The 23043-nt window shown below is 60.2% G+C and carries 15 protein-coding genes and 1 pseudogene; 3 read left to right on the top strand and 13 right to left on the bottom strand.

Going from position 1 to position 23043, the window contains the following annotated elements; translation table 11 throughout:
• Window positions 1–33 precede the first annotated feature (33 nt).
• The 3 genes from ACFMBG_RS05785 to ACFMBG_RS05775 all read right to left on the bottom strand — a co-directional run bounded on the left by ACFMBG_RS05785 (window position 34) and on the right by ACFMBG_RS05775 (window position 3498).
• The gene (locus tag ACFMBG_RS05785) at window positions 34–1389 is read right to left on the bottom strand and encodes a cytochrome P450 (RefSeq protein ID WP_421053751.1); all 1356 of its coding nucleotides are present in this window, start codon (window positions 1387–1389) and stop codon (window positions 34–36) included.
• The gene (locus tag ACFMBG_RS05780; RefSeq protein ID WP_421053784.1) at window positions 1386–2627 is read right to left on the bottom strand and encodes a hypothetical protein; all 1242 of its coding nucleotides are present in this window, start codon (window positions 2625–2627) and stop codon (window positions 1386–1388) included. Before ACFMBG_RS05780 ends, ACFMBG_RS05785 begins: the two co-directional genes overlap by 4 nt.
• A 118-nt stretch (window positions 2628–2745) precedes the next feature.
• On the bottom strand, window positions 2746–3498 hold the full coding sequence (locus ACFMBG_RS05775; RefSeq protein ID WP_421053750.1) for a cytochrome c biogenesis CcdA family protein: 753 nt from the start codon (window positions 3496–3498) through the stop codon (window positions 2746–2748).
• Between the two features lie 94 nt (window positions 3499–3592).
• On the opposite strand from ACFMBG_RS05775, the gene ACFMBG_RS05770 reads away from it, so the two are divergent.
• Entirely contained in the window at window positions 3593–3826 is a 234-nt protein-coding gene (locus ACFMBG_RS05770) for a sulfurtransferase TusA family protein (protein WP_174146443.1), read from the top strand.
• Between the two features lie 200 nt (window positions 3827–4026).
• Here the strand turns inward: ACFMBG_RS05770 and ACFMBG_RS05765 are convergent, their stop codons facing one another.
• From ACFMBG_RS05765 to purC, 6 genes are all read right to left on the bottom strand, one after another.
• On the bottom strand, window positions 4027–7065 hold the full coding sequence (locus tag ACFMBG_RS05765; protein ID WP_421053749.1) for an Rne/Rng family ribonuclease: 3039 nt from the start codon (window positions 7063–7065) through the stop codon (window positions 4027–4029).
• A 588-nt stretch (window positions 7066–7653) separates the two neighbouring features.
• A complete protein-coding gene (locus tag ACFMBG_RS05760; RefSeq protein ID WP_421053748.1) occupies window positions 7654–8991 on the bottom strand; it encodes a sigma-54-dependent transcriptional regulator in 1338 nt (445 codons plus the stop codon).
• A 30-nt stretch (window positions 8992–9021) separates the two neighbouring features.
• Complete coding sequence (locus ACFMBG_RS05755; RefSeq protein ID WP_421053747.1) at window positions 9022–10794, bottom strand: ATP-binding protein; 1773 nt, start codon at window positions 10792–10794, stop codon at window positions 9022–9024.
• 36 nt (window positions 10795–10830) lie between these two features.
• The gene (purQ, locus tag ACFMBG_RS05750; protein ID WP_421053746.1) at window positions 10831–11499 is read right to left on the bottom strand and encodes a phosphoribosylformylglycinamidine synthase subunit PurQ; all 669 of its coding nucleotides are present in this window, start codon (window positions 11497–11499) and stop codon (window positions 10831–10833) included.
• Window positions 11499–11729: a phosphoribosylformylglycinamidine synthase subunit PurS gene (gene purS / locus ACFMBG_RS05745; protein ID WP_027243772.1), complete on the bottom strand. Its 231-nt coding sequence runs from the start codon at window positions 11727–11729 to the stop codon at window positions 11499–11501. The genes purQ and purS overlap by 1 nt, the downstream gene beginning before the upstream one ends.
• Before the next feature lie 104 nt (window positions 11730–11833).
• Window positions 11834–12595, bottom strand: coding sequence for a phosphoribosylaminoimidazolesuccinocarboxamide synthase (gene purC, locus ACFMBG_RS05740; RefSeq protein ID WP_019297459.1), 762 nt, complete (start codon window positions 12593–12595; stop codon window positions 11834–11836).
• A 272-nt stretch (window positions 12596–12867) separates the two neighbouring features.
• Between purC and ACFMBG_RS05735 the strand changes: the two genes are divergently transcribed.
• Together ACFMBG_RS05735 and bmt are read left to right on the top strand one after the other, a co-directional pair.
• Window positions 12868–13185 carry a DUF1476 domain-containing protein gene (locus tag ACFMBG_RS05735; protein ID WP_421053745.1) on the top strand — a complete coding sequence of 106 codons (318 nt, stop codon included), beginning with the start codon at window positions 12868–12870 and terminating at the stop codon, window positions 13183–13185.
• 618 nt (window positions 13186–13803) lie between these two features.
• On the top strand, window positions 13804–14826 hold the full coding sequence (gene bmt / locus ACFMBG_RS05730) for a betaine--homocysteine S-methyltransferase (protein WP_421053744.1): 1023 nt from the start codon (window positions 13804–13806) through the stop codon (window positions 14824–14826).
• A gap of 132 nt (window positions 14827–14958) precedes the next feature.
• On the opposite strand, the gene ACFMBG_RS05725 is transcribed toward bmt, so the two are convergent.
• From ACFMBG_RS05725 to ACFMBG_RS05710, 4 genes and pseudogenes are all read right to left on the bottom strand, one after another.
• Complete coding sequence (locus ACFMBG_RS05725; protein WP_421053743.1) at window positions 14959–15237, bottom strand: acylphosphatase; 279 nt, start codon at window positions 15235–15237, stop codon at window positions 14959–14961.
• Between the two features lie 73 nt (window positions 15238–15310).
• Window positions 15311–16147, bottom strand: a pseudogene (locus ACFMBG_RS05720) (PA0069 family radical SAM protein); the annotation flags it as partial.
• A 942-nt stretch (window positions 16148–17089) separates the two neighbouring features.
• Window positions 17090–20668, bottom strand: a complete 3579-nt coding sequence (locus tag ACFMBG_RS05715) for a P-loop NTPase fold protein (protein ID WP_421053742.1) — start codon at window positions 20666–20668, stop codon at window positions 17090–17092.
• 783 nt (window positions 20669–21451) lie between these two features.
• Entirely contained in the window at window positions 21452–23023 is a 1572-nt protein-coding gene (locus ACFMBG_RS05710; RefSeq protein WP_421053741.1) for a BCCT family transporter, read from the bottom strand.
• Window positions 23024–23043 lie beyond the last annotated feature (20 nt).

Genomic DNA, 23043 nt, shown 5'->3' with positions numbered 1-23043 from the left:
AACTTTGGCCAAAACTTTTCAGAAAAGTTTTGGCTACCGCTTCGACAACTGCAGCCAGATGCCATTTTTCGACCGCACCGTCAGATGCGCCACGGGCACCGGCGCCTTGCCAGCCACCGGTTCTATGCGGAACCGGCGCAGGATCATCGACAGGATCAGCGGCCCCTCCACCATGGCAAAGCCTGCGCCTGTGCAGACCCGGGCGCCTGCCGAAAACGGGATATAGGCCTCCCGCTGGCATTGCTTGCCGTTTTCCGTCCCCCAGCGCGCGGGGTCGAACCCGTCCGGGTTCTCCCACAGCCGCTCGTGCCGGTGCAGGTGCCAGGGGCTGAGAACCATCTGCGCGCCCTTGGGCACGGTACGGTTGCGAAAGCGTTCCGGACAGGTTGCCTCACGCACCATCATCGGCACCGGCGGGTAGAGCCGCAGGGTCTCGCGGAACACATCGCGGCTGATCTTCAGCTTCGACACCGCAGTGAAACTCTCATCTTCAAGCGCGCCCGCCTCTGACGCCACTTGCTCTTGCCAGTCGGGGTACAGCGCCATCAGATAAAGCGCCCAGGCCAAAGCGGAGGCGCTGGTTTCATGCCCGGCGAGAAAGAAGATCGCCACCTGGTCAACCATCTCGGCGGTATCAAAGGTGCTGCCGGTTTCCGGGTCCCGGGTTGTCATGATCTTGGTCGCCAGGTCATCGGGCGCCCTGCCCGCCTCGATCGCTGCCATCCGTTCGGCCGTCAGCTGCGCGATCAGCGCCCGGATCGTTTCTGCGTTCCGGCGGGTTCCGCGTCTGAAAAACCGCGGCATCCAGCGCGGCAGCGGCACAAACGCGGCCAGGTTCAGCAACGGCTGGCTGCGCTGATAGTCTCGGAAGCGGGCGAACACCTGCCCTGCGACCTCATGTTCGATCGGGATCGAGAACAGCGTCCGGAAAATCACATCCGCCGCCGCGTGGGAGGTCTCCTCCTCGATTTCCACCGGCCCCTGCCGCCCCTCCAGCCGCTTGACTGCCGCCTCTGCCGCGGCACGCATCGCCGGGTAGGTATCCTTCAGCCGCCCGCCCTCAAATGCCGGATCAATGATCCGCCGCTGCCGCTTCCAGGCTTCGCCGTTGGTCAAAAACACGGAATTGCCCAGCAAGGGCTTCAAACCCTCGGCAATGCGGTCCGACTTGGGGAAATCGTCCGGCCGCTCCTTCAGCAGCAGCTTCACCAGATCCGGCTGGTTGACCAGGAAGGAGCGGAAGAACGGCGTGCGGAACTCGGCCATCCAGGCGCGGTACAGGCGCGCAGGCTGGGCCGACAGGATGTCCTGGCGGAACAGTTTTGCATAGCGCCACAGCGACACCCGGTCGGGGCGCGCCGGCGGTTTCGGCGGCATCACCTGGGTCATTCAGCGGCCACCGACGTGAATTTCGACACCGGCACGTCAATCCGCGACTGAGAGGGTTTGCGGTCCCTGTAACGCTCTGCCAGCGTCAGCGGCCCGGCGGTAATGCGGAAATAATCATAGTCGCCCGGCCGGTCGAAGGCACAGAGATACTGGAAATGCAGCCGGAAGAACCGCCAGCGCAGCTGCTGCCAGCGCTGAGGGCTGAGGGTCTGGGTGAAGGCGGCGGAGAACACCAGCGGCCAGCGCTTGCCCTCTGGCGCGACGCCGCTGACCGCGACCGGGTCACACAGCGCAAAGGCACAGCCATCGCCCGGGGCTGTGACATCCACCCAGGCAAGCTCCCCGCACTGCGATAGGTATTTCAGGTCCGTCCGCAAACGTCTGGCCCGCGGCAGAAAGGAGACCATGGGCACCACCTGCCCCAGAGTCAGGAACCCCAACGCCGGGCCGGCGCCCGGAACGCCCTCTCGGATCAGGTCCGCCAGCACCGACACACCCACATGCGCGCCGGAGGAGTGGCCGACGACCAGCACCTCATCCAGGCTTTGGTCCTGCAAGGCCTCGGCAATCGCAGCGCGGAATTCCCTCATCCGCACGTCCATTTCCGGCGCGATCGCACCGCGAAGGGCGGCCGAATGCGCGTAGTCATGCATCAGGTAATAGGCGAAGAACTTGCCGTCGCGTTTCTTGAACCAGCGCAGCAGCGCATAGCCCGCGCCGAGTCCCAAGGCCCAGCCGGGCAGCCAGGCTAAAGTGCCGCCAACCCCGGCAGCGCCCGCAGCAAGACCAAAGGCATGGGCCACACCCCAAGCCAGCAGCAACGCCAGCAGCGCCTGCAAGAGCAGCATTCCCACCGGGTAGAGCGCCGCAATCACCGGCCCCTTGCGCAGCCGCATAAGCCGCTTGAGCGCACCGGTGGAGATGTAGATCCAGGCGGTGCGCAACATCTGCCAGTAGGTGCCGGGGATCGTCGCCTCCATGCTGCCCCGCACGATGTCGGACCAGACCAGCACTTCGATATCGGCTTCTGTCCGCTGCCCGTCAATCTCCGCCGCCGCATGCCAGCCGTAGGGGCCTTTGGTCCGTTTGGGAGACAGCGTCAGGCTGTAGCCGGAAATCTGCGCCTGCGCGGCGCCTTCCTTGCGGTAGAGCTCCCGGTAGCGGCGCGGGTGAATCGGATCATAGCCGGGGATGTAGAACACCCGGCGTTTGCGCACCAGCTGGGGGTTGGAACCGATGTGAGCCACGCTGTCCTGCTTTGACGTTTCAAGGGCAGATTAGCAGCGCAATCCGGCAAGAGTAAGGCCGGGAGGGGCAAAGAAAAAGGGGCCCGAAGGCCCCTTGGAAATCCCGGGCTCAGCCCAGTGCTGCGAGCGCCGGGAAGGTCTCCAGCAGCCACCAGGAGAAGGTGGTGAACAGGCCGGTGACCAGCATGATGCCGACAAACAGCAACAGGCCACCCATCGCCTTTTCGATCAGCCCCATGTGGCGCTTCATCTTGTTCATCAGCGTCATCGAGCGGTTGAGGAACATTGCCGCCAGCAGGAAGGGCACGCCCAGGCCCGCGGCATAAACACCCAGCAGGATGGTGCCGCGGCTGACCGAAGCCTCCGACGCCGCCAGCGACAGGATCGCGCCGAGCTGCGGGCCGATGCAGGGGGTCCAGCCAAAGGCAAAGGCCAGCCCCAGGACATAGGCACCCAGGGCGGAACCGCCGGATTCGCCGGCCTCCATCCGCGCTTCGCGGTCCAGCAGCGGAATGCGGAAGACCGACAGGAAGTGCAGGCCGAAGATGATCACCACGACACCTGAGACTTGCGCGAAAAGCTCCTGATTTTGCAGAACAAACGCGCCGAAAGCGGACGCCGTGAAGCCCAGCAGCAGAAACACCGTGGACAGCCCCAGCACAAAGAACAGCGCCGCGATGATGGCCTTGCGCCGCGCGGCAACCGTGCCCTGCATCTCGCCGATGGTGACACCGCTCATATAGGCCAGATAAGGCGGCACGATCGGCAGCACGCAGGGCGACAGGAAGCTGATCACGCCGCCCAGCAGCGCCACCAGCATGGCAGGGAGCAGCCCTGCGTCGATGATCTCGATTCCAAACATGTCACAACACTTATGTCAGCAGGCGGCCAACGTCACGGGGACGGCTGGTCACATCCTTGTGGACAGCATGAAACATCCCCCTTATCTGAACACCATGAGCGAGATCAAAGAGACCCTTGATGCAATCGGGCTGCTGTGCCCCCTGCCCGTCCTGAAGGCGCGCAAGCGGCTGAAATCGCTGCAGCCCGGCCATGTGCTGCAGCTGCTGGCGGACGACCCGGCGGCAGTGATCGACGTGCCGCATTTCTGCAATGAAGCAGGGCATGAGTTCCTGGGCCACAGCGAAGGCGCAGGCCATCAGATCTACCTGATCCGAAAAGGCCGCTAGGCCGCAATCCTCACAATCGCCCGTGCTTGGGAGCGCCGGAATTCTGCGAGAATTCCGGCTCGGAAAACGTGTTTTCCGGGCCGTTTCCCGCGCCGGGAAACGGCGTCCCGCTCGCTGCCGGCAATTCCCGGGTTGGTGGCAGTCTTGAATGAAAAAGGCAGGCCTGGTGGCCTGCCTTTTCCCTGGATCATGTGCCGGGCTCAACCGCCCATCGACCACCAGCCGCGGCGTTTCGGCTTGGGCGGGGCTGCGGGTTCCGGTTCAGCCGCGGCGCCAGCCATGGCAGGCTCCGGCTGCTTTTCCTCTTCCGCAGCGACGGGTTCCGGCTGGGCTTCTTCAACAGCGGCAGGCTGATCCTCTGCGGCTTCCGCAGCGGGTTCTTCAGCAGGCTGCTCTTCAGCCGTTTCAGCTGCTTCCGCAGGCTCCTCAGACGGTGCGGCATCTTCTGCAGCGGCCGCTTCTTCTGCCGGAGCGGCCTGTTCAGCTTCCGCAACCGGTTCTGCGTCCTGGGCGGCGGGTACCTCCGCACTGTCTGCAGCCGCATCAGCCGCCTGTTCTGCCGTCTCCTCAGCCGGAGCCTCCGCAGCAGCCTCTGCCACAGGCGCTTCGGCAGCTTCAGCCTCGGCCGGCGATTCTTCGGCGGCGGCTTCGGAGCCTTCAGCAGCAGCCGCGGCCTGTTCGCTGGTTTCCTCGGCTTCCGCCTCAACCTGCTTGGCCTTCGGCTTGCGCGAACGGGACCGGGTGCGGCTGCGCGAAGGTTTCTTCTCCTTCACCTCTTCCGCGGCAGGCTCTTCCGCGTCAGCGGCAGCTTCCTGCGCCTCGGCAGCCTCTTCCTTGGGCTGGTCCTGGTCTTCGGAGGTCTCTTCGCCGTTTTCGCCAGCCTGGGCCTGATCGCCCGCGCCGGCCTTGCGGCGGCGGCGGCGGCGGCGCTTGCGCTTGGGCTTGTCGTCCTGCTGCGCGTCCTCGGCCGCGGACACCTCCTCCGCAACGGGGACCTCTTCCTCGTCCTGCTGTGCCTCATCAGCGTCCACCTGATCCATGATCGAGGTATCCACCGACACCACCGGAGCAGTGGCGGCAGGCACGGTGCGCGACGCGGTCTTGAACTTCTCCAGCACGAAGTCCGGGCTGACCAGATGCGGATCGCCTTCGATACGCACGGACAGGCCGTAGCGCGCCTCGATCTGGGCGATGTGTTCGCGCTTCTGGTTCATCAGGAAGTTGGCGATGGAGACCGGGCAGCGCACCAGCACTTCGCGCGAGCGGCGGCGGGTGCCCTCTTCCTCGATCTGGCGCAGGATCGACAGCGCCATCGAGTCGTCGGAGCGGATCAGGCCGGTGCCGTGGCAATGCGGGCACGGCGCGGTGGTGGCCTCGATCATGCCGGGGCGCAGCCGCTGGCGCGACATTTCCATCAGGCCAAAGCCGGAGATCCGGCCCACCTGGATGCGGGCGCGGTCGGTCTTCAGCTTGTCCTTCATGCGCTTTTCGACGGCAGCGTTGTTCTTGCGCTCGTCCATGTCGATGAAGTCGATCACGATCAGGCCTGCGAGGTCGCGCAGACGCAACTGGCGCGCCACCTCTTCGGCGGCCTCCAGATTGGTCTTGAGCGCGGTTTCCTCGATCGAGGCTTCCTTGGTCGCACGGCCGGAGTTGACGTCGATCGCCACCAGCGCTTCGGTCACGCCGATCACGATGTAGCCGCCGGACTTCAGCTGCACCACCGGGTTGAACATGCCGCCCAGGTAGCTTTCGACCTGATAGCGGGCAAACAGCGGCAGCGCGTCCTGGTAGTGCTTCACGTTCTTGGCGTGGGACGGCATGATCATCTTCATGAAGTCCTTGGCGATGCGGTAGCCGCGGTCGCCTTCCACCAGAACCTCGTCGATCTCGCGGTTGTAGAGGTCGCGGATCGAGCGTTTGATCAGGTCGCCCTCTTCGTAGATCTTGGCCGGCGCGATGGATTTCAGCGTCAGCTCGCGGATCTGCTCCCACAGGCGCTGCAGGTATTCGTAGTCGCGCTTGATCTCCGCCTTGGTACGCTTGGCCCCGGCGGTGCGCACGATCAGGCCCGCGCCGGTCGGCACGTCCAGCTCAGAGGCGATATCCTTGAGCTTTTTGCGGTCGGCCGCGTTGGTGATCTTGCGGGAGATGCCGCCACCGCGAGCGGTGTTCGGCATCAGCACACAGTAGCGGCCGGCCAGCGACAGGTAGGTGGTCAGCGCCGCGCCCTTGTTGCCGCGCTCTTCCTTGACGACCTGCACCAGCAGCACCTGGCGCACCTTGATCACTTCCTGGATCTTATAGCGGCGCGGACGCGGTTTGCGCGGCGGACGGATGTCCTCGCTGTCGTCCTCGTCGGCGATGGATTCGATGGTCTCATCCTTGGTGGCCGCGTCGGCCCGGCGGGAGTCTCCGTTTTCCTCGTCTTCGTCGCCGGCAGCGTCATCACTGCCGGGTTCTGCCTTGGCTTCTTCAGCGTCTGCTTCGGTCTCAGCCGCAGCAGGCTCGTCACCGGCTTCTTCTGCAGTTTCTTCCGCGGCGGCCTCTTCAGCAGGAGCAGTCTCTTCAACGGCTTCATCTGCCGCTTCCGCAGCTTCTTCGCCCGCCTCGGCAGGCGCGTCCGCCTCCGCCGCCTCGGCGGGGGCTTCATTTTCGTCTTCCGGCTCTTCCACCGGGGTTTCCGCGACGCGGTCTACCGGCGAGGAGCCTTCGGGCACCTCGGCCAGCTCGGCCGGGACATCCTCGGCTGCGGCGCTGTCGCTCAGGTCGATGGTTTCCATCCCGGCGATTTCGCCGGTTTTCTCCTCGGAGACGTCAACTTCCTTGGTCTCCACCGCATCACCGGAGGAGGCCTTGGCCGCCTTGGCGGCAGACTTGGACCGGCGCGACCGCTTGGGCTTGGCCGGTTTTTCTTCCTCGTCCTCGTCACGGGCGCGCATTGCCTCGGCATAGGCGCGCTCTTCCTCCATCAGCGCTTCGCGGTCGGCCACCGGGATCTGGTAATAGTCCGGGTGGATTTCAGAAAACGCCAGGAAGCCATGGCGGTTGCCGCCATAGTCCACAAACGCCGCCTGCAGCGACGGTTCGACCCGGGTTACTTTTGCGAGGTAGATGTTGCCAGCAAGCTGGCGTTTGTTTTCGGATTCAAAGTCGAACTCCTCAACCTTGTTTCCATCGACCACCACAACGCGGGTTTCTTCCGCGTGGGTGGCGTCAATAAGCATCTTCTTTGCCATGTTTCCTTGGTGCACCTGCCCTGTGCGCCCGCAAGCTGTCTGCTTCCAGGCGGCCGCGCGCGTTTCGGGTGGTGTCTTGTCAGGGCGATCTGAGACGGCGCGGTGCAGCAGGTGGTCCCGGGGTCTGCGCCCGGCCTTCCTGCCTCAGTGCTCTTCGCTCTCGCGCGCGTCATCGCGGTTCTTCTCCGGCAGGCGGGCCGTACCCTTTCCTGCCCTATAATCCCTGCGCCGGTTGTAATTCCGGCTCGGGCGCTACACTGCCCCCTTGGTCAAGGGGGCCAATCGGTCTGGCTGCAGCTTTCTCGGATCGTGCCGGACAAAAGCCGAAGCCAGCGAAACTCATCAGAACGGGGGAAGCCATTTGCCGGTTTCCGGCCCGTTGGGACAGCATAAGGCCTGTGGATAGGTAATGACAATGGTCATTCGTCACCGCAAAACCTGAAAATGAAATCAGTCAGCCGATAGCCGGCACGCCGTTAATTTTCCGTTTAAATTCAACACAAAACCGGAATTCCGCAAGAATTCCGGTTCGGGAAACAGGTGTTTTCAGGGCCGTTTCCCGCGCCGGGAAACGGCCCTGGAGCAGGATCAGGCCAGGTAATCCGACCGTTGCAGGCCGTATTTCGCCATTTTCTCGTTCAGCGTCCGGCGCGGCAGGCACAGCTCGTCCATCACGCTGGCGATCGAGCCCTTGTGGCGGCGCATGGTGTTGTCGATCAGCATCCGCTCGAAGGCTTCCACATATTCCTTCAGCGGCTTGCCTTCGGTGGTCATCACCGGCTGCATCTCCTCGTGATCCGACATCAGGAGCGATGCAATGGTGCCGGAACCGCGGCGCGACTGCAGCACCGCGCGTTCGGCAATGTTAATCAGCTGGCGCACGTTGCCCGGCCAGGGCGCCTGCAGCAGCTGTGCGGCTTCCTGAGCGCTGACCTGCGGTGCGTCGCAGCCGTATTCCTCGGAGAACTGCTCGCTGAGGCGGGTGAACAGGGTCAGGATATCCTCACCCCGCTGGCGCAGCGGCGGCACGGTGATGCGCAGCGCCGCAAGGCGGTAGAACAGGTCCGGGCGCAGCGCGTCCTCGCAGGTCTTGCCCGCCTCCTGCAGGTTCGAAATGGCGATGATCCGGGTTTCGGCAGGGGTGCCCTGCTCGTTGATCACGCTCAAGAGCTTGGCCTGCAAGGTCTCGGACAGCGCGTCGATGTCTTCCAGAACCAGGGTGCCGCCGCGGGCTTCCTCAATGGCGGGAAGCATGCTGTCTTCCGGCTGCATCGGGCCGAACAGGCGCTTGGCCAGGGCTTCCTCCTCCAGCGCAGCGCAGGAGATCAGCACGAACTTCTTGCCCGCCCGGCTGCCCACAGCGTGCAGCGCGTGGGCGACCAGCGTCTTACCGGTGCCGGTTTCGCCGTCGATCAGCACGTGGCCATCGGCCTGGCCGAGGTCGAGGATATCCTCGCGCAGGCGCTCCATCACCGGGCTCTGGCCGATCAGTTTCTTCATGATCTGGGAGCCGTCCGACAGCTCGCGCCGCAGCGCCCGGTTGTCGAGGGTCAGGCGGCGGGCGCCGGTGGCGCGCTTGGCCAGCTCCGACATGCGGTCCGGGTTGAAGGGCTTTTCCAGGAAGTCGAAGGCCCCCACGCGCATCGCCTCAACCGCCATCGGCACATCGCCGTGGCCGGTGATCATGATCACCGGCAGCGCGGAGTCGGTGCCCATCAGCTTCTTGAGGAACTGCATGCCGTCCATGCCCGGCATCTTGATGTCGGAGATCACGATCCCCGGGTAATCCGGACCCAGCACCTTGAGCGCCTCCTCGGCGCTGGAGAAGGTCTCCGTGTCGTATCCTGACAGCGCCAGCCACTGGCTGATCGACTGCCGCATATCCTGTTCATCATCGACGATCGCGATTTTCATAGCCTGGGCCATGCGCGTTCTCTCCTAATCACTCCGGGCCGCCTATTCGGCAGCTTCGATACCGTCCACCAGGACCGGCAATTGCATTTCAAAGACCGCGCCGCCGTTCTGGCCGTTGCGGGCAGTCAGCCGTCCCCCAAGGTCGTTGACGATCCCCGAAGAGATGGCAAGACCCAATCCAACCCCGTCGCCGGGCTGCTTGGTAGTGTAGAAAGGCTCGAACAGATTGTCGAAGTCCTTGATTCCCACCCCGTTGTCGCGCACCGACAGGGTTGCTGTCTCACCGGCCGCCAGCAGGATTTCCACCTCCGGGTCCGCCACGGATTTGGTGGCGTCCAGCGCATTGCGCAAGAGGTTGACCATAACCTGTTCCAGCCGCATCCGGTCGCCCATCACCATAACAGGTTCTTCGGGCAAAATCCGGGTGATTTTCACATGCCGCTGGCGCAGCTGCGGCTCCATCATCGACAGGCTGGATGCCAGCGCATCGCCCAAGTTTACTGGGCTGAACGCATCGCCGCCCTTGCGCGCATAGGACTTCAGCTGGCGGGTGATCGCACCCATGCGCTCGATCAGGTCGTCGATGCGGCCGAAGGAGGCCAGCGCCTCATCCGGGCGGTTGCGGTTCAAGAGCAGGCGGGCGCCGGCCAGGTAGGTTTTCATCGCCGCCAGCGGCTGGTTCAGCTCGTGGCTGACGGCGGCCGACATCTCGCCAAGGGCGGCCAGTTTCGAGCTCTGCGCCAGGCTCTGCTCGGCCACGGCGAGGGTTTTTTGCATCCGTTCGCGCTCGGCGATTTCCCGCTGCAGGCGTGCGTTCAATACGCGAAGCTCTGCCGACTCACGCTGGAACAGCGCCATCCGCAGCGCGGTCTTGCGGCTGAGTGCATAGAAGGCGAGCGCCAGCAGGATCGCGAATCCCATGATTTCCAGCGCCAGCACGGCATTTACGCGCTCCCGCACCGAGGAATAAGTGGTGAAGGAGGCCATCCGCCATCCCTGGAACGGCACCCGGGTTTCCAGCCGCATCACCGCCTCGCCCTGCAGATAGGCGTCCGGCGGCAGCGCGGTCCAGTCGGTGGTGGCGCGGATCGCCCGCTGGATCGCGCCTTCGGGCGTCTGCAGGGTCAGCGCATCGCCCTCCTTGAGGCCGCGCCAGCGCGCCTCGGTCGCCAGGATGATGGTGCCGGTACTGTCGGTGACCAGCACCGCGTCCGAAATACCCGCCCAGGCGCGTTCGAACTTCTGCAGGTCCACCTCGACGACGATTGCGCCCAGCACCCCGGTCGCATCGATGATGCGGCGCGAATAGGTGAATCGGTAGCCGCCGACCTCGCGCGGGATGACCGAGAACACCGTCGATTTTGCCCGCACCGCATCGACGAAATAGGCGGCATTGCGGTGGCTCTCGCCCAACCGGTTGCGGTCGGTGGCCGCCACCGTGCGCCCGTCCTGCGCCAAGAGCATGATCGAGGCCGCGCCGATCTCATCGACAAAGGAAATAAGCCGTTGAGTGGACAGGGAGAAATCGCTGGACTGCAGCGCCGAGATCAAGGTCTGGTCGCGCGCCAGGAGCTGCGGCACGATGGCGTGCTGGCGCAGCTCGCTGAGCAGGTTGCCCGAATAAAGCGCCAGCCGCAGCTCTGCCCGGTTGCGGGTGCTTTCGGTGAACCGGTGGGTCAGCGCCCGGTTGGTGGTCCAGACGGTGATCGCCGCCACCACCATGAACAGCACAAGCGCCAGCCGTGCCCGCCACGAAATCGTGCGGGAACCAGCCTTGGCTTTGCTTTTGGCCGTTTCAGAGCGCGGGGCGGTCATAGACCAAACCTATTGCGGCCGCCCCGCATCCTCAAGTCACGCAGCAGTGACCATCCCCGCCAATGCGCGGAACACTGCCGTACCATCGGTGCCGCCATGGCCCTCGTCCGCGGCCCGCTCCGGGTGCGGCATCATGCCGAGCACCCGGCGGTTTTCCGACAGGATGCCGGCAATATCAGCAACCGAACCGTTCGGGTTGTCTTCATAGGTGAAGGCCACCCGGTCCTGGTCCTGCAGCGCCTTGACGGTATCCGCATCGGCAAAATAGTTGCCGTCATGGTGGGCAATCGGCACCCCGATCACATCGCCCGCACCGTAGCCCTGGGTAAAGACGCTGTCAGCGGTCGCCACCTTCAGGTTCACGGTGCGGCAGATGTACTTAAGGCCCGCATTGCGCAGCAGCGCCCCCGGCAGCACGCCGGTCTCGGTCAGGATCTGGAAGCCGTTGCAGACACCAAAGGCATAGCCGCCGCGGTCTGCATGCGCGACCACCGCCTTGCAAATCGGCGACTGGGCCGCGATGGCGCCGCAGCGCAGGTAGTCGCCATAGGAGAAGCCGCCCGGCACCCCGACGATATCGACGCCCTCGGGCAGCGCGCTGTCCTTGTGCCAGACCATCGACACATCGAACCCGGCCTGCTCGAATGCCACCGCCAGATCGCGGTCGCAGTTCGAACCCGGGAAGACTACTACCGCCGCCTTCATCACTGCATCTCGATGCTGTAGGATTCGATCACGGTGTTGGCCAGCAGCTTCTCGCACATGGCGGTCACATCTGCCTCGGTGGCGCCTTCGGCCAGATCCAGGTCGATCACCTTGCCCTGGCGCACGCCTTCGACCTTGTCAAAGCCCAGAGCGCCGAGCGCGTGGCGCACAGCCTCGCCTTGCGGATCCAGAACCCCGTTCTTCAGCATCACATGCACCCGTGCCTTCATCGCATCATCCCTCAGGTTTTCGATGGCGAAGCCCCATCCGGGCTTCTTCTTTGCAAAAAATACTCAAGGACCCGCGGCGCGGACAGGCGCAGCGGGTCCATATGTCAGTTCACCAGCGTCGGCTTGCCCGGCGCAGGCGGGTTGTTCGGCATTACGCCCAGACGGCGCGCCACCTCGCTGTAAGCGTCGGTCAGGCTGCCCAGATCGCGGCGGAACACGTCCTTGTCCAGCTTCTGGCCGGTCTTGATGTCCCACAGGCGGCAGCTGTCCGGGCTGATCTCATCGGCGATCACAAGGCGCTGGAAGTCGCCCTCATAAATGCGGCCGATCTCGATCTTGAAGTCAACCAGGCGGATACCGACGGCCAGGAACACGCCGGACAGGAAATCGTTCACCCGCAGCGCCAGGCTGAGGATGTCGTCCATGTCCTGCTGGCTGGCCCAGCCAAAGGCGGCGATATGCTCCTCGGTGACCAGCGGGTCGCCCAGAGCGTCGTCCTTGTAGCAGTATTCCACCACCGGGCGCGGCAGCTGGGTGCCCTCGTCGATGCCCAGGCGCTTGGAAATGCTGCCGGCCGCATAGTTGCGCACGATGACTTCCAGCGGAATGATCTCGCAGCTGCGCACCAGCTGCTCGCGCATGTTCAGCCGCTTCAGGAAATGGGTCGGCACGCCGATCTGCGCCAGACCCAGCATGAAGAACTCGCTTAGGATATTGTTCAGGACTCCCTTGCCTTCAATCACGTCGTGCTTTTCGGCGTTGAAGGCGGTGGCGTCATCCTTGAAATACTGCACGATGGTGCCCGGTTCCGGGCCTTCATACAGTGTCTTTGCCTTGCCTTCGTAGATTTTCTTGCGGCGCGCCATTGGGAACCTTTCGGGTCATTGCCGGGAATCCGGCCCTGCGATGTGCCGCCCTCATAGTGCAAGGGGGCCTCAGCCGCAAGCTTGCTGCACAGGCCTGCCTTGCCGCGGCTGCTGCGTCGGCAGCCCCCGGATTGGCAAGCAGATCCAGCCAGCCCCTGCTCTGCATAGGACAAATCCGCCCAAAGGCTTTATCAGGCACTGTTTTTTCTTGCCCTGGGGGGCAATCATACTCCTATCATACCACAGGTGCACAAGGTTAATGAGGATCAGCCATGACAACATTCGACGAACGCGAGCAGGCCTTTGAAGCCAAGTTTGCGCATGATGAGGAAATGCAGTTCAGGGCGCGGGCGCGCCGCAACAAGATGGTGGGTTTGTGGGCAGCGGAACTTCTGGGCAAGACCGGCTCCTCGGCCAATGATTATGCTCAGTCCATTGTTGCTGCTGACCTGGAGGAAGCAAGCCATGAAGATGTGGTGCGCAAGCTCACTGGCGACCTGGGCAGCCGGGCCAGTGAGGAGCAGATCCGCCTGAAACTGCAGGAGCTTCTGGTGCTGGCGAAGGAAGAAGTCCTGAACGAAACCAGCTGAACCGCCCTCGCGCAGCCTTGGCGCCGCGAAAGCCCCGGCCGGAAGAAACCCGCGCCTTTTTGCGGTGCCCTGCGGCAGTTGCGAGAGTGCGGAGCCCTGTACCGATTGTGCCGGCCCGGCACGGCACCGCCTCGATGACAGCGCTCAATTTTTACCGGTTAACCGAACCGAAGACCGCATAGGCTAGCCGGCCGGGCAAGGTGCTTTTGTTTGCGCGCCAGCCCGGGAGTGTCATGCCGTTTTCAAAATCCTCCGCCGCCGGAACGGCCGCGCGGCTGCTCCGGCTGAACCTTCCATTTGCGGTCATGGCGCCCCCTCTGGCTGCTGCAGGCACAATCGGGGCTGCCCCGCCTGGCCGAGCCTGGCGCCGTTATCCTCATCCTCCCGGCCTGGACCTGATCCGCCTGCGCCCCGGCATTCCCCAGCTGGCCGCCGAAAAACATTTCCATTGCCGAGCTGCTGCATATGCTGCACCGCCCGCTGCCGGCCGACGCGCCGCAAACTCATAATGAAGATGAAGAAAATGAAATTGCCCTTGCCCGCCCGGCATGAGACAGGGGAACAGACCACTTTGCCGCCCGCCCCGCCGGGGCGGCCTGCCGACACGGGACAACAACTATGACAAATACTTTCAAACAGCTGCTGGACACCAGGGACGTGCTGCTGGCGGATGGTGCGACCGGCACCAATCTGTTTGCCATGGGCCTGCAATCCGGCGATGCGCCGGAACTGTGGAACGTGGACGAGCCCAAGAAGATCATGGCGCTCTACCAGGGCTCCGTCGATGCGGGCAGCGACCTGTTCCTGACCAACAGCTTCGGCGGCACCGCCGCGCGTCTGAAACTGCATGACGCGCAGGGCCGCGTGCGCGAGCTGAACCGCATTGCCGCCGAACTTGGCCGCGAGGTGGCCGACAAGGCGGAGCGCAAGGTCGCCGTGGCCGGCTCCGTCGGCCCGACCGGGGAAATCTTTGAACCCGTCGGCGACATGTCCCATGCGCTGGCGGTTGAGATGTTCCACGAGCAGGCCGACGCCCTGAAGGAAGGCGGCGTTGACGTGCTGTGGCTGGAAACCATTTCCGCGCCGGAGGAGTTCCGCGCCGCCGCCGAGGCCTTCAAGCTGGCGGACATGCCCTGGTGCGGCACCATGAGCTTTGACACCGCAGGCCGCACCATGATGGGGGTGACATCGGCAGACCTGGCCCAGCTGGTGGAGGAATTCGACAACGCGCCGCTGGCCTTTGGCGCCAACTGCGGCACCGGCGCCTCCGACATCCTGCGCACTGTTTTGGGCTTTGCCGCCCAGGGCACCGAGCGCCCGATCATCTCCAAGGGCAATGCCGGCATTCCGAAATATGTCGACGGCCACATCCACTACGACGGCACGCCTGAGCTGATGGGCGAATATGCCGTGATGGCCCGTGACTCGGGCGCCAAGATCATCGGCGGCTGCTGCGGCACCATGCCCGATCACCTGCGCCACATGCGCGCGGCGCTCGACAGCCGCCCCCGCGGCGACCGCCCGGCGCTGGAACAGATCGTCGAGGTGCTGGGTCCCTTCACCTCCGACAGCGACGGCACCGGCGAGGATGCCAGCGCTGGCGGCGAGCGCCGTGGCCGCCGCGGCCGCCGCCGCGCCTGAAACGCACCGGCGGCAGCAAGTGCTGATTGCATCTGCAAGCACCTGAAATAACACGGCGCCGCATGCGTTTTGCGGCGCCGTTTACTTTCGCCGGAAGCCACAGGATCCGTGACAGCTCAGTCGCTGTCAGTGTCAGCGGACAATCCGGAAACCGCTGATGCCAGGATCGGGGTCAGTTCTTTCCGTCAGGACATCCTTGACCGAGGCCGCACCGGGACCGCGCCCCATTCTGCGCACCATATCGGCAACGCTGGCGGCCGGCCCCATCAGCAGCGCCCGCACCGAGCCATCCGGCTCATTGCGGACCCAGCCGGACAGCCCGTGGCGCAATGCTTCCGCCCTGGCCCAGGTGCGGAAGGCCACCCCCTGCACGCGCCCGGTGACACGCGCCTTCACAGCTACAGAAGCCATTGAACACCTTCCTTTCCATCATGAAGGGCTCCAGCATAGCACAAAACCAACGCGCAGGCTGTTCAAGAATGGATCAGAACAGCGCCAGCTGATCCCCGGGCTGCGGCGGCCTGGCAAACAGGCCGCTGCGCAGCTCCGCCGTCCGCTCCTGCAAGCCCAGGCGCCGGCAGGCCGCCTTGAAACGCTGCGCGATCATCTCCGCATAACGCCCCTCGCCCCGCATCCGGTGGCCCCAGCGCGGGTCGTGATCGCGCCCGCCATGCATCTCCCGCAGCCGCGCCATCACCTTGGCCGCGCGGCCCGGCTCATGTTCCGCCAGCCACTCCTGCCACAGCTCCGATACCTCCCGCGGCAGCCGCAGCATGATCCAGCTGGCGGCATCGGCCCCAGCATCTGCCCCGGCGGCCAGCAGCGCCTCTAGCTCATGATCCGTCAGCCCCGGCACAATGGGAGAGGTCATCACCCGCACCGGCACCCCCGCCGCCGTCAGCCGGCGGATGGCGGCCAGACGCCGGGCGGGCAAAGGCGCCCGCGGCTCCATCCGGCGGGACAGATCCGAGTCCAGCGTGGTGACAGAGATCCCGACCCGCACCAGGCCCTTGGCCGCCATCGGCGCCAGGATATCCAGATCCCGCTCCACCATCGCGCCCTTGGTCACGATCGCCACCGGGTGATTGAACGCCTGCAGCACCTCCAGGCAGGCACGTGTGATGCCATGGTCCCGCTCACACGGCTGATAGGGATCGGTGTTGGTGCCAAGCGCAATCGTGGCCACCTTGTAGCGCGGCGCCGACAGCTCCCGGCGCAGCACCTCGGCCGCGTTCGGCCTCGCCACCAGCCGGGTTTCAAAATCCAGCCCCGGCGACAGCCCCAGATAGGCATGGGTCGGACGGGCAAAGCAGTAGATGCAGCTGGGTTAAATACAAACTGAACTTTGCCCACATCCATTTTTTATTACTATTGTTCAACAACATACCTGGCGCTACTTCATTCATTGTTTTTGTTCACAAAGTGATCGCCACAGTAAAAGCCCAACATGCTAGAGCTTGCGTCTTTTTGAACAGAATGCCGCTTACGCGGCATGCAATGAGGGGTGACCTACGGCCCTTTTGATGGAGAGCGGTCACCCCTCATTGAGAAAAAAACTGGCCGCCTCAAAGAAGATGACCGAACTCGAGTTTGCTCCATTTTAAGTGCGAAAGTACGAAGTAGTGACCTTATGGACACACTATACGCAGAGTCGGCGAGAGAATCCTGCTGATGTATGAGTAGCTCACGAATGCTCGGGTTCTGCGTCCGCAAATAGCTCTTCTAGCAGCATAACGCTTAGACCACCTTGCTTGGGCATCACATCAAGTTGCAAACACCCCGGAAGACGGCGGCAACCAGCGGAGGCTGTGTGAAAACTCTGATAGTTCCCCTTGTTCAGCCGGAAACTCCAAATGTCTGCAATCTCTCGTCCAGTTGAATGGTTCCCTGGATAATTTGCGGAAATGAGTTCGACGAGAGAGATCGCGGGCTCCCGTTTTCACACAGCCTCAGCCCGAAGCGGACACGACCATTTCTTCCTTCCGACCTACTTCTCTCCCCCAGGAAGGGCGGAAACCGGAAGTTCGCTGCAGATGTGTCGCAGACCGTAGAAAGCTCTAAAGCGGCCATTGATGAAGAATCTAGCTGGCCTCGAACTACCAACGTTGCTTCGATGTGGGCCAGACTGAGATAGGCCACCATCGAAGGGTTCTCGCTTGGATTGAACGACCAGATCAACTGCTCTACGATACTACGCCTCGCGCACGCCCAATGAGCTTTGCCCTAAGAATTTACCGATATTCTTTTTCCTACGGGCTGATCTTTAATCCTCAGTCTCTTCTTCCTCATCTTCGCTACTCGTTACCAAATGCGGGAACCAAATTCCCCAAAGAGACTTGGCTTTCTTCTTGCCTTTGACTAGGTCACTAACCTGCTGAAAATATGATCGATCATCGCAGGCATTAGCATAAGATGCCAATGCTCCATCTACTTTGTCTTTCGTAGATTGATGGGACTTGTTGATAAAATCCCCAACCTTTCGACGGCCAAGGCTAAGGAAGATATTCAATACGTTCACGTTCCCAGATTCCAAGGCGGTACATAGTAAGTGTCTTGTTACGTTGTCCTTCTCGCCGGCGCTGATCTTGTCACCCGACGAAACTATGCTTCCAAGCACATTTGGAAATAGTTCCTCTGCCAGCCTCAGACCTTCGTGAGAAACCTCAGAAACTTTCTCACGGCACTGGCGGAAAATATCGTTTTGGAAGCTCTCAGGTATCGCCTCAAATACGGCATCAAAGTTTATCTCATTGGGAAACGCAGTAATGTCGCCCCTAAGAACTTTCAGAACCATGTTCATAAATGCAGATCTGAAATCAGCATTATCCAACTTCAATTCATGAGAGCGGGCCATTTCGGCAACAAGGCAAACGTCGTGGTCCGCATTTTCCAGCTTTTCTTCCCAGAGTTTGTGCTCCGTTTGAAGCAAGGCACCCTCAACTTTCTTGTGAACACGCCGCCAACCGCCACCTGAAATGTCTTTAGTATTAGAGAGCACCCCGATTGGAATTTCCGACATCTTAAGTTCATTGACGGAGTCTTGACCAATATATGAGTCATACTTCTGCAAAACCTCAACGAACTGGTCCGGTACAAGACTTTGAGAATAAGCGAAATTGTTCAAGAATGTCGTTAGGGCAAAGCGAGGAAGGTCCTGGTTTTCAAGCGAGGTTCGCACAACGCGTTCAATGAGTGCATCGCCACCTTCGCGTCCAGCATCAACCCACGATCCTAAACGAAGAGTCGATCTGGCATTTTCAAAAATACGATCGACCTGAGTTTGCTCCAGCTCGGTTTCTCCCTCGTAGACATCTGCGAACCATTGTTTCGCGGCGCTCATTTCTGAAGTGAAAGTTCCGTTTTCTTCTTCTTCAGTAGAGGGCAAATTCTCTTTGAGCCTTGGGTGTTTCACTAGAAATACCGCATGACCTAAACCTGTCGCTTCTAGCTCGCCCTCATACACATCCTTCAAGCCAGTATAAAACACTGCACTTTCTGAGAGGCTGCTCAAGTTTACTTCTTTGCGCTTTGTTTGAGCAAGATTGGTCCAGATTTTGGCAAGTGTACCAAGAAGGCCATCTAAAGTTTCCTTGTCGGCATTTTCAGGATCCTTTAGCAACTCAATGATGCTGTTCGCAGTCTCAACCCACTTTTGTGTTGAGACTACTTTTGCGCCTAGCAATTCTCCAAACGCCGCCTCAGACAGGTGGTAGTCATCACGCGCAAAGTCTTCCAATTTTCTGTCATCTTCTTTGAGGGAAAATGCGACACTACCAAAATCAGAAAGAGAAATTTCGCACTCGCTGACTCTGTTCGCAACACCCAGCATGAAATCGGGATCAGATGGAAGTTTGAATTCTTTCAACAGGCCGCGGAATTCAACTGTCGTCAGCTTGTCAGTCAAATGTGTCTTCAAAGAGTCAATAAAATCAATTGTTGAGTGGCCTGCACTGTAGCTCATCTCACCTTTGTCATCCGAAATAGTCGTGTTCAATACCTTTGAAATCATTTCCTGTGAAAGGTCTGAAACCCTGTTTGGTGGACAGAAATCGAGCAAGCTAAAGTAAGGGAGATAATCCTCCTTTTCAGGACCTAGCTCAGGAATTTCTTTGAAGAAGTGAACCAGACTTTCTACAACTTGATGTTTGGCTGTGCCTGCGTATTCGGGCAGCAATTTCCCAAAGTTGATGGTCGCTTTTCCGAACTCTCCAGCGCCGATCCAGTCTTTGGCGTGGGATCGAATGACTTCGTCCACCCTGAGATCAAAGCCATGGGACTGGGACAGTTCAGCTAGTTCTTTGGGATCATCCTGCACAGCCGCAGTCGAAATGCGCTCATCAAGAAGAATTTCCAGCGCAAATTGGCTATCAACGTTGTACAAAAGCGCGGCCAAATTCTGTTCTATTTCGGGGTCTGGAGCAAGCCGCCGCAGCTTGGCGTCGATAAGTGAATCGCCAGTCAAGAGGAATGGGTCATCTGATATGCGCTCCCTATGGCAGGTATAAACGGCGACCGTGCTAAGAGGGTGCTTTCCTTCGTGTATACAGAAAAGATTAGTCAAATCATTGATGAACGAAATAATTTGTCGAGGCGTAAAGTGACCGTTCGGTGGTCTCATATACGTTGAAAATATTAGATAGACCCTAAACAGTTCTTCGCGGTTCCGAAAGCTGGGCAGTGCTTCAGATATTAGGCTTTCAAAGAACTCTCGTGAATTTGACATGACAGGGGGAGCAACAAACAATATTTCATCGAATGTTTTCGAGAACAGCTCCCGCTTCGCTAGTGCTCCCTCTGCTGGGGAGATGTCATGGCCGTCACCTGTTCCATGAATTATGCCTTGGATGTGATACCTATCATATGGAACAATTGCGGTGATTGAATCATCTTTTGCGCGCTTGCTTTCGGCGATACTTCTAGAAAAAATTGATCGAATTGCGGACCAATGATCGTCAATTTGTTCAACGGGTAGGCGGTCAATGTTGTCCAGAACTAAAACAACTCTCGTTTTTGGGCTCTGCACTGTCGATATGATTTCAGAAAGCGTAGCCTGAAACTCAAAGTCATTTGGATCCACCTCCCTAATATGTTGTGTGCTTTGTTGCTTTTCGTATTGCTTCGCGGTGATCAACAAAGTCCGCGACAAGGCCTCCCAAAATGTGACCTTCTTTGACTTTTCATGGGAAAAATACATCCAACCGGCCTTTGCCAGAGTAACCAAGAGAAAGATGTATAGGACCCACATGGGGGCAGAATTTAGGAATGGTTCGCTTGCCGAAATGACATCTCCTGCAGCTCCGACAGCATCTGAGGGCGTGGGGGCCGTCTCCGTAGGCCTGGTCGAAAGGTCATACTCTTTCTTTGCCCAAAAATAGAAGATGGGTAGAAAAGGTAGCGTGAGTAGAACCAATACACCGTACCAATCCAATGTTGTATTGTTGTCCGTGGTTACATGTCGTGTCTTGCCACGTATTTTCTCTTCTATTTTTTGCAGTTCGACTTTTTTACGAGGAAAATTCTGTATGGACCAAGAAACGAAGTGCTCAAGGAATGCGCGACGAAAGGCTGTTCCCTGAGACTTCCAGATATCAAAAGTGAAAAAGACAAATTTCTTGCCGCCGTTTTTGGAAAGCTCATTTAGCTCCCTCGCCGCGATCTCAACGATACTTGATTTCCCGCTTCCCCAAGGACCGTCAAGACCGATAGAGCGATCAGAGTTTTCAAACTGAGATATAGCGACAGCAAGACTCTTGGCAGTTCTCTCATGGCCCTTGCCTTGGAATGCGTCGATTTGTGAGGGAGTATCAATGAGTATGTTTCTGGAATATGTTTTGTCGGTCATCACGGTCAATCTGCTTCGCAGGGCGCAACCCAGAGGGTGTGATAGTGCCCCATAAATTTATGATTAGCAGAGACTATGCCTTAGTTTTTTGAGGTTGCAAGGCTTCTCGGTCGGTCATGTTCGCTCCACGCCAACCTTTGAGTGCATAAGGTGTGGTAGCGAATGGGTTTTCTGGGAGGCCACTATTAACTGGTTTCCATGAAGCTACCGAAGGCTGCCTACAAAGAAGCGACCGCTAGTGGCGATTTTGCCCGTCAAGTTTGCGTCCGACTGTTCATAATTCTGAGTTCGCAGCGAACGACCGGAAAGAGGGCTGCGCTAGCAGCGAACGCACATCATCTTGAATGGCAGGTATGGGCCGTCCAATGCTATCCGGCACGCCAAGTGAGACCGACCTTGCAAATGGTACCTTATGCGCACCGCGTGCGATCATGCACCACGCGCGAAAGATCCCTCACAGCCCTCTCCTGAAGACATTCGCGGACGCGGTGGAAATCTAGCAAGTCACGGAGAACAACACCAATGTCTTGCCATGCCATCTGTTCACGGGCTGAGTTCAAGCATGGTACCGCACTAAAAGTGCATGCGGCTTTACAGTGGGTCAGAACAGTGGTTTTTCAGAATATGTCGTCTAAGCAAGACGGTCAGCGGCTTATACCGCAGGAGAGAATGGTCACTGCTCAAAAAATGGTTACTCAGCAAAAGCGGGGTCCTACAGGCGGCTTCGCAAGTTGCACGCCGCAGTCTGTGGGATGCGGCGTGCGGGTCTTTGAAAAGGCTGCGCTACTTGGGCGGAAGCTCATCCTTCAGAGCCCGATACAAGCTGATCATCATCAGAAGTATCACAAAGGAGAATGGCAGAGCAGCAGCGATCGACGCCGTTTGCAGTGCAACAAGTCCCCCTGCGACCAGCAGCACGCTGGCGACAACGCCTTCTGTGACGCCCCAGAAGATCCGGACCAGGCGCGGCGGGTGCTGGCTGCCCATCGCGAGCATGGTGCAGATCACCAAGGTACCGGAGTCCGACGAGGTGATGAAGTATGAGGCAATCAGGAAGGTGACGATTGCCGCAAAGGCAGTGCCCCAGAGACCAACATCCATGCCCTCAAGCGTTGCATAAAGTGCCAGGGTCGGACTTTCATTAACCGCTTCGATGATACCGCCAGCGCCTTGCAATTCGATGCTGACCGCGTTGCCGCCGAACATGGCCAGCAGGAACATGGTGACAAGCGGTGGGACGATCAGCAAGGCAACCACAAACTCGCGCAGGGTCCTGCCCTTGGAGACACGGGCGATGAACAGGCCGACAAACGGCGACCAGGCTATCCACCAGCCCCAGTAGAAGACGCTCCACCAGCCCTGCCATTGCCGCCCCGGCTCTTCGTCCACCCACAGGCCCATCGGCACGAAGCTCTGCACGTAATTACCTACCAGATTGACGTATTGACCAAGCAGATAGACGGTCGGGCCGGCAAAGAGGAAGAAGGCAAGGATGGCAAATGTCAGCCACATGTTCAATTCACTGATAATGCGGATACCTTTGGACACGCCCGAGACGGCCGAAAGCGTGGCAATGCCGGTCACTACAGCAATCAGGATGATCTGATTGGTAGTTGAATTGGCAATTCCGGTAAGCAGGTTTAGCCCCGTGTTCATTTGCTGAACACCCAACCCCAGTGTGGTGGCAACGCCAAAAATGGTGCCAAAGATTGCCAGCAGGTCAACGGCATGGCCCCAGAACCCGTAGATCCGGTCGCCGATCAGCGGATAAAGGGTGGACCGCATCGAAAGCGGCAACCCTTTGCGGTAGGCAAAAAAGGCCAGAGACAATGCAACAATCACATAGACCGCCCAACCGTGGACGCCCCAGTGAAAGGCAGTGATCAGCATTGCCGTGCTGGCGGCCAGCGCCGAGTTCGCCTCAGTTCCGGCCATTTCGATGAACGGGTTGCCTTGCAGGTGATACATCGGCTCGGCAATGCTCCAGAACAGCACACCATTGCCCATGCCTGCGCTGAACAGCATGGCAAACCACGAGAAATTTCCGAATTCCGGCCGGTCGTTGTCCTTGCCCAGCCGGATGTGGCCGTAGCGGCTGAAGGCCAGCCAGATGCTGAACAGCAGGAAGATGCTGATCATCAGGATGTAATACCAGCTAAGAGTGCCGGTGATCCACTGCTTGATCCCGTCGAACACACCGGAGGCGAGTTCGACATTGGATACCGTGAACAACACAAAGGCAATGACCATGAGTTTCGAGGCGATGCTCATCCGAGCGTGGGCGCCTTTCAACAGGCCGACTTTGGCGACGGCGTTATAGGGGTAGTGGCCGTCAAAGCCCTGTTCGAGTGACATAGTTTCTCCCTGTTATTGAG

It is taken from the genome of Leisingera coralii (genome assembly GCF_049056525.1).
GTDB lineage: Bacteria > Pseudomonadota > Alphaproteobacteria > Rhodobacterales > Rhodobacteraceae > Leisingera > Leisingera coralii.
Note: the sequence above shows the minus strand (reverse complement) of the source record. Positions and strands in the feature narration are given on the sequence as shown.

Coding starts and splice junctions, on each gene's coding strand:
- ACFMBG_RS05785 (WP_421053751.1), bottom strand. CDS start 1,389: ATGACCCAGGTGATGCCGCCGAAACCGCCGGCGCGCCCCGACCGGGTG.
- ACFMBG_RS05775 (WP_421053750.1), bottom strand. CDS start 3,498: ATGTTTGGAATCGAGATCATCGACGCAGGGCTGCTCCCTGCCATGCTG.
- ACFMBG_RS05770 (WP_174146443.1), top strand. CDS start 3,593: ATGAGCGAGATCAAAGAGACCCTTGATGCAATCGGGCTGCTGTGCCCC.
- ACFMBG_RS05765 (WP_421053749.1), bottom strand. CDS start 7,065: ATGGCAAAGAAGATGCTTATTGACGCCACCCACGCGGAAGAAACCCGC.
- ACFMBG_RS05760 (WP_421053748.1), bottom strand. CDS start 8,991: ATGGCCCAGGCTATGAAAATCGCGATCGTCGATGATGAACAGGATATG.
- ACFMBG_RS05755 (WP_421053747.1), bottom strand. CDS start 10,794: ATGACCGCCCCGCGCTCTGAAACGGCCAAAAGCAAAGCCAAGGCTGGT.
- purQ (WP_421053746.1), bottom strand. CDS start 11,499: ATGAAGGCGGCGGTAGTAGTCTTCCCGGGTTCGAACTGCGACCGCGAT.
- purS (WP_027243772.1), bottom strand. CDS start 11,729: ATGAAGGCACGGGTGCATGTGATGCTGAAGAACGGGGTTCTGGATCCG.
- purC (WP_019297459.1), bottom strand. CDS start 12,595: ATGGCGCGCCGCAAGAAAATCTACGAAGGCAAGGCAAAGACACTGTAT.
- ACFMBG_RS05735 (WP_421053745.1), top strand. CDS start 12,868: ATGACAACATTCGACGAACGCGAGCAGGCCTTTGAAGCCAAGTTTGCG.
- bmt (WP_421053744.1), top strand. CDS start 13,804: ATGACAAATACTTTCAAACAGCTGCTGGACACCAGGGACGTGCTGCTG.
- ACFMBG_RS05725 (WP_421053743.1), bottom strand. CDS start 15,237: ATGGCTTCTGTAGCTGTGAAGGCGCGTGTCACCGGGCGCGTGCAGGGG.
- ACFMBG_RS05715 (WP_421053742.1), bottom strand. CDS start 20,668: ATGACCGACAAAACATATTCCAGAAACATACTCATTGATACTCCCTCA.
- ACFMBG_RS05710 (WP_421053741.1), bottom strand. CDS start 23,023: ATGTCACTCGAACAGGGCTTTGACGGCCACTACCCCTATAACGCCGTC.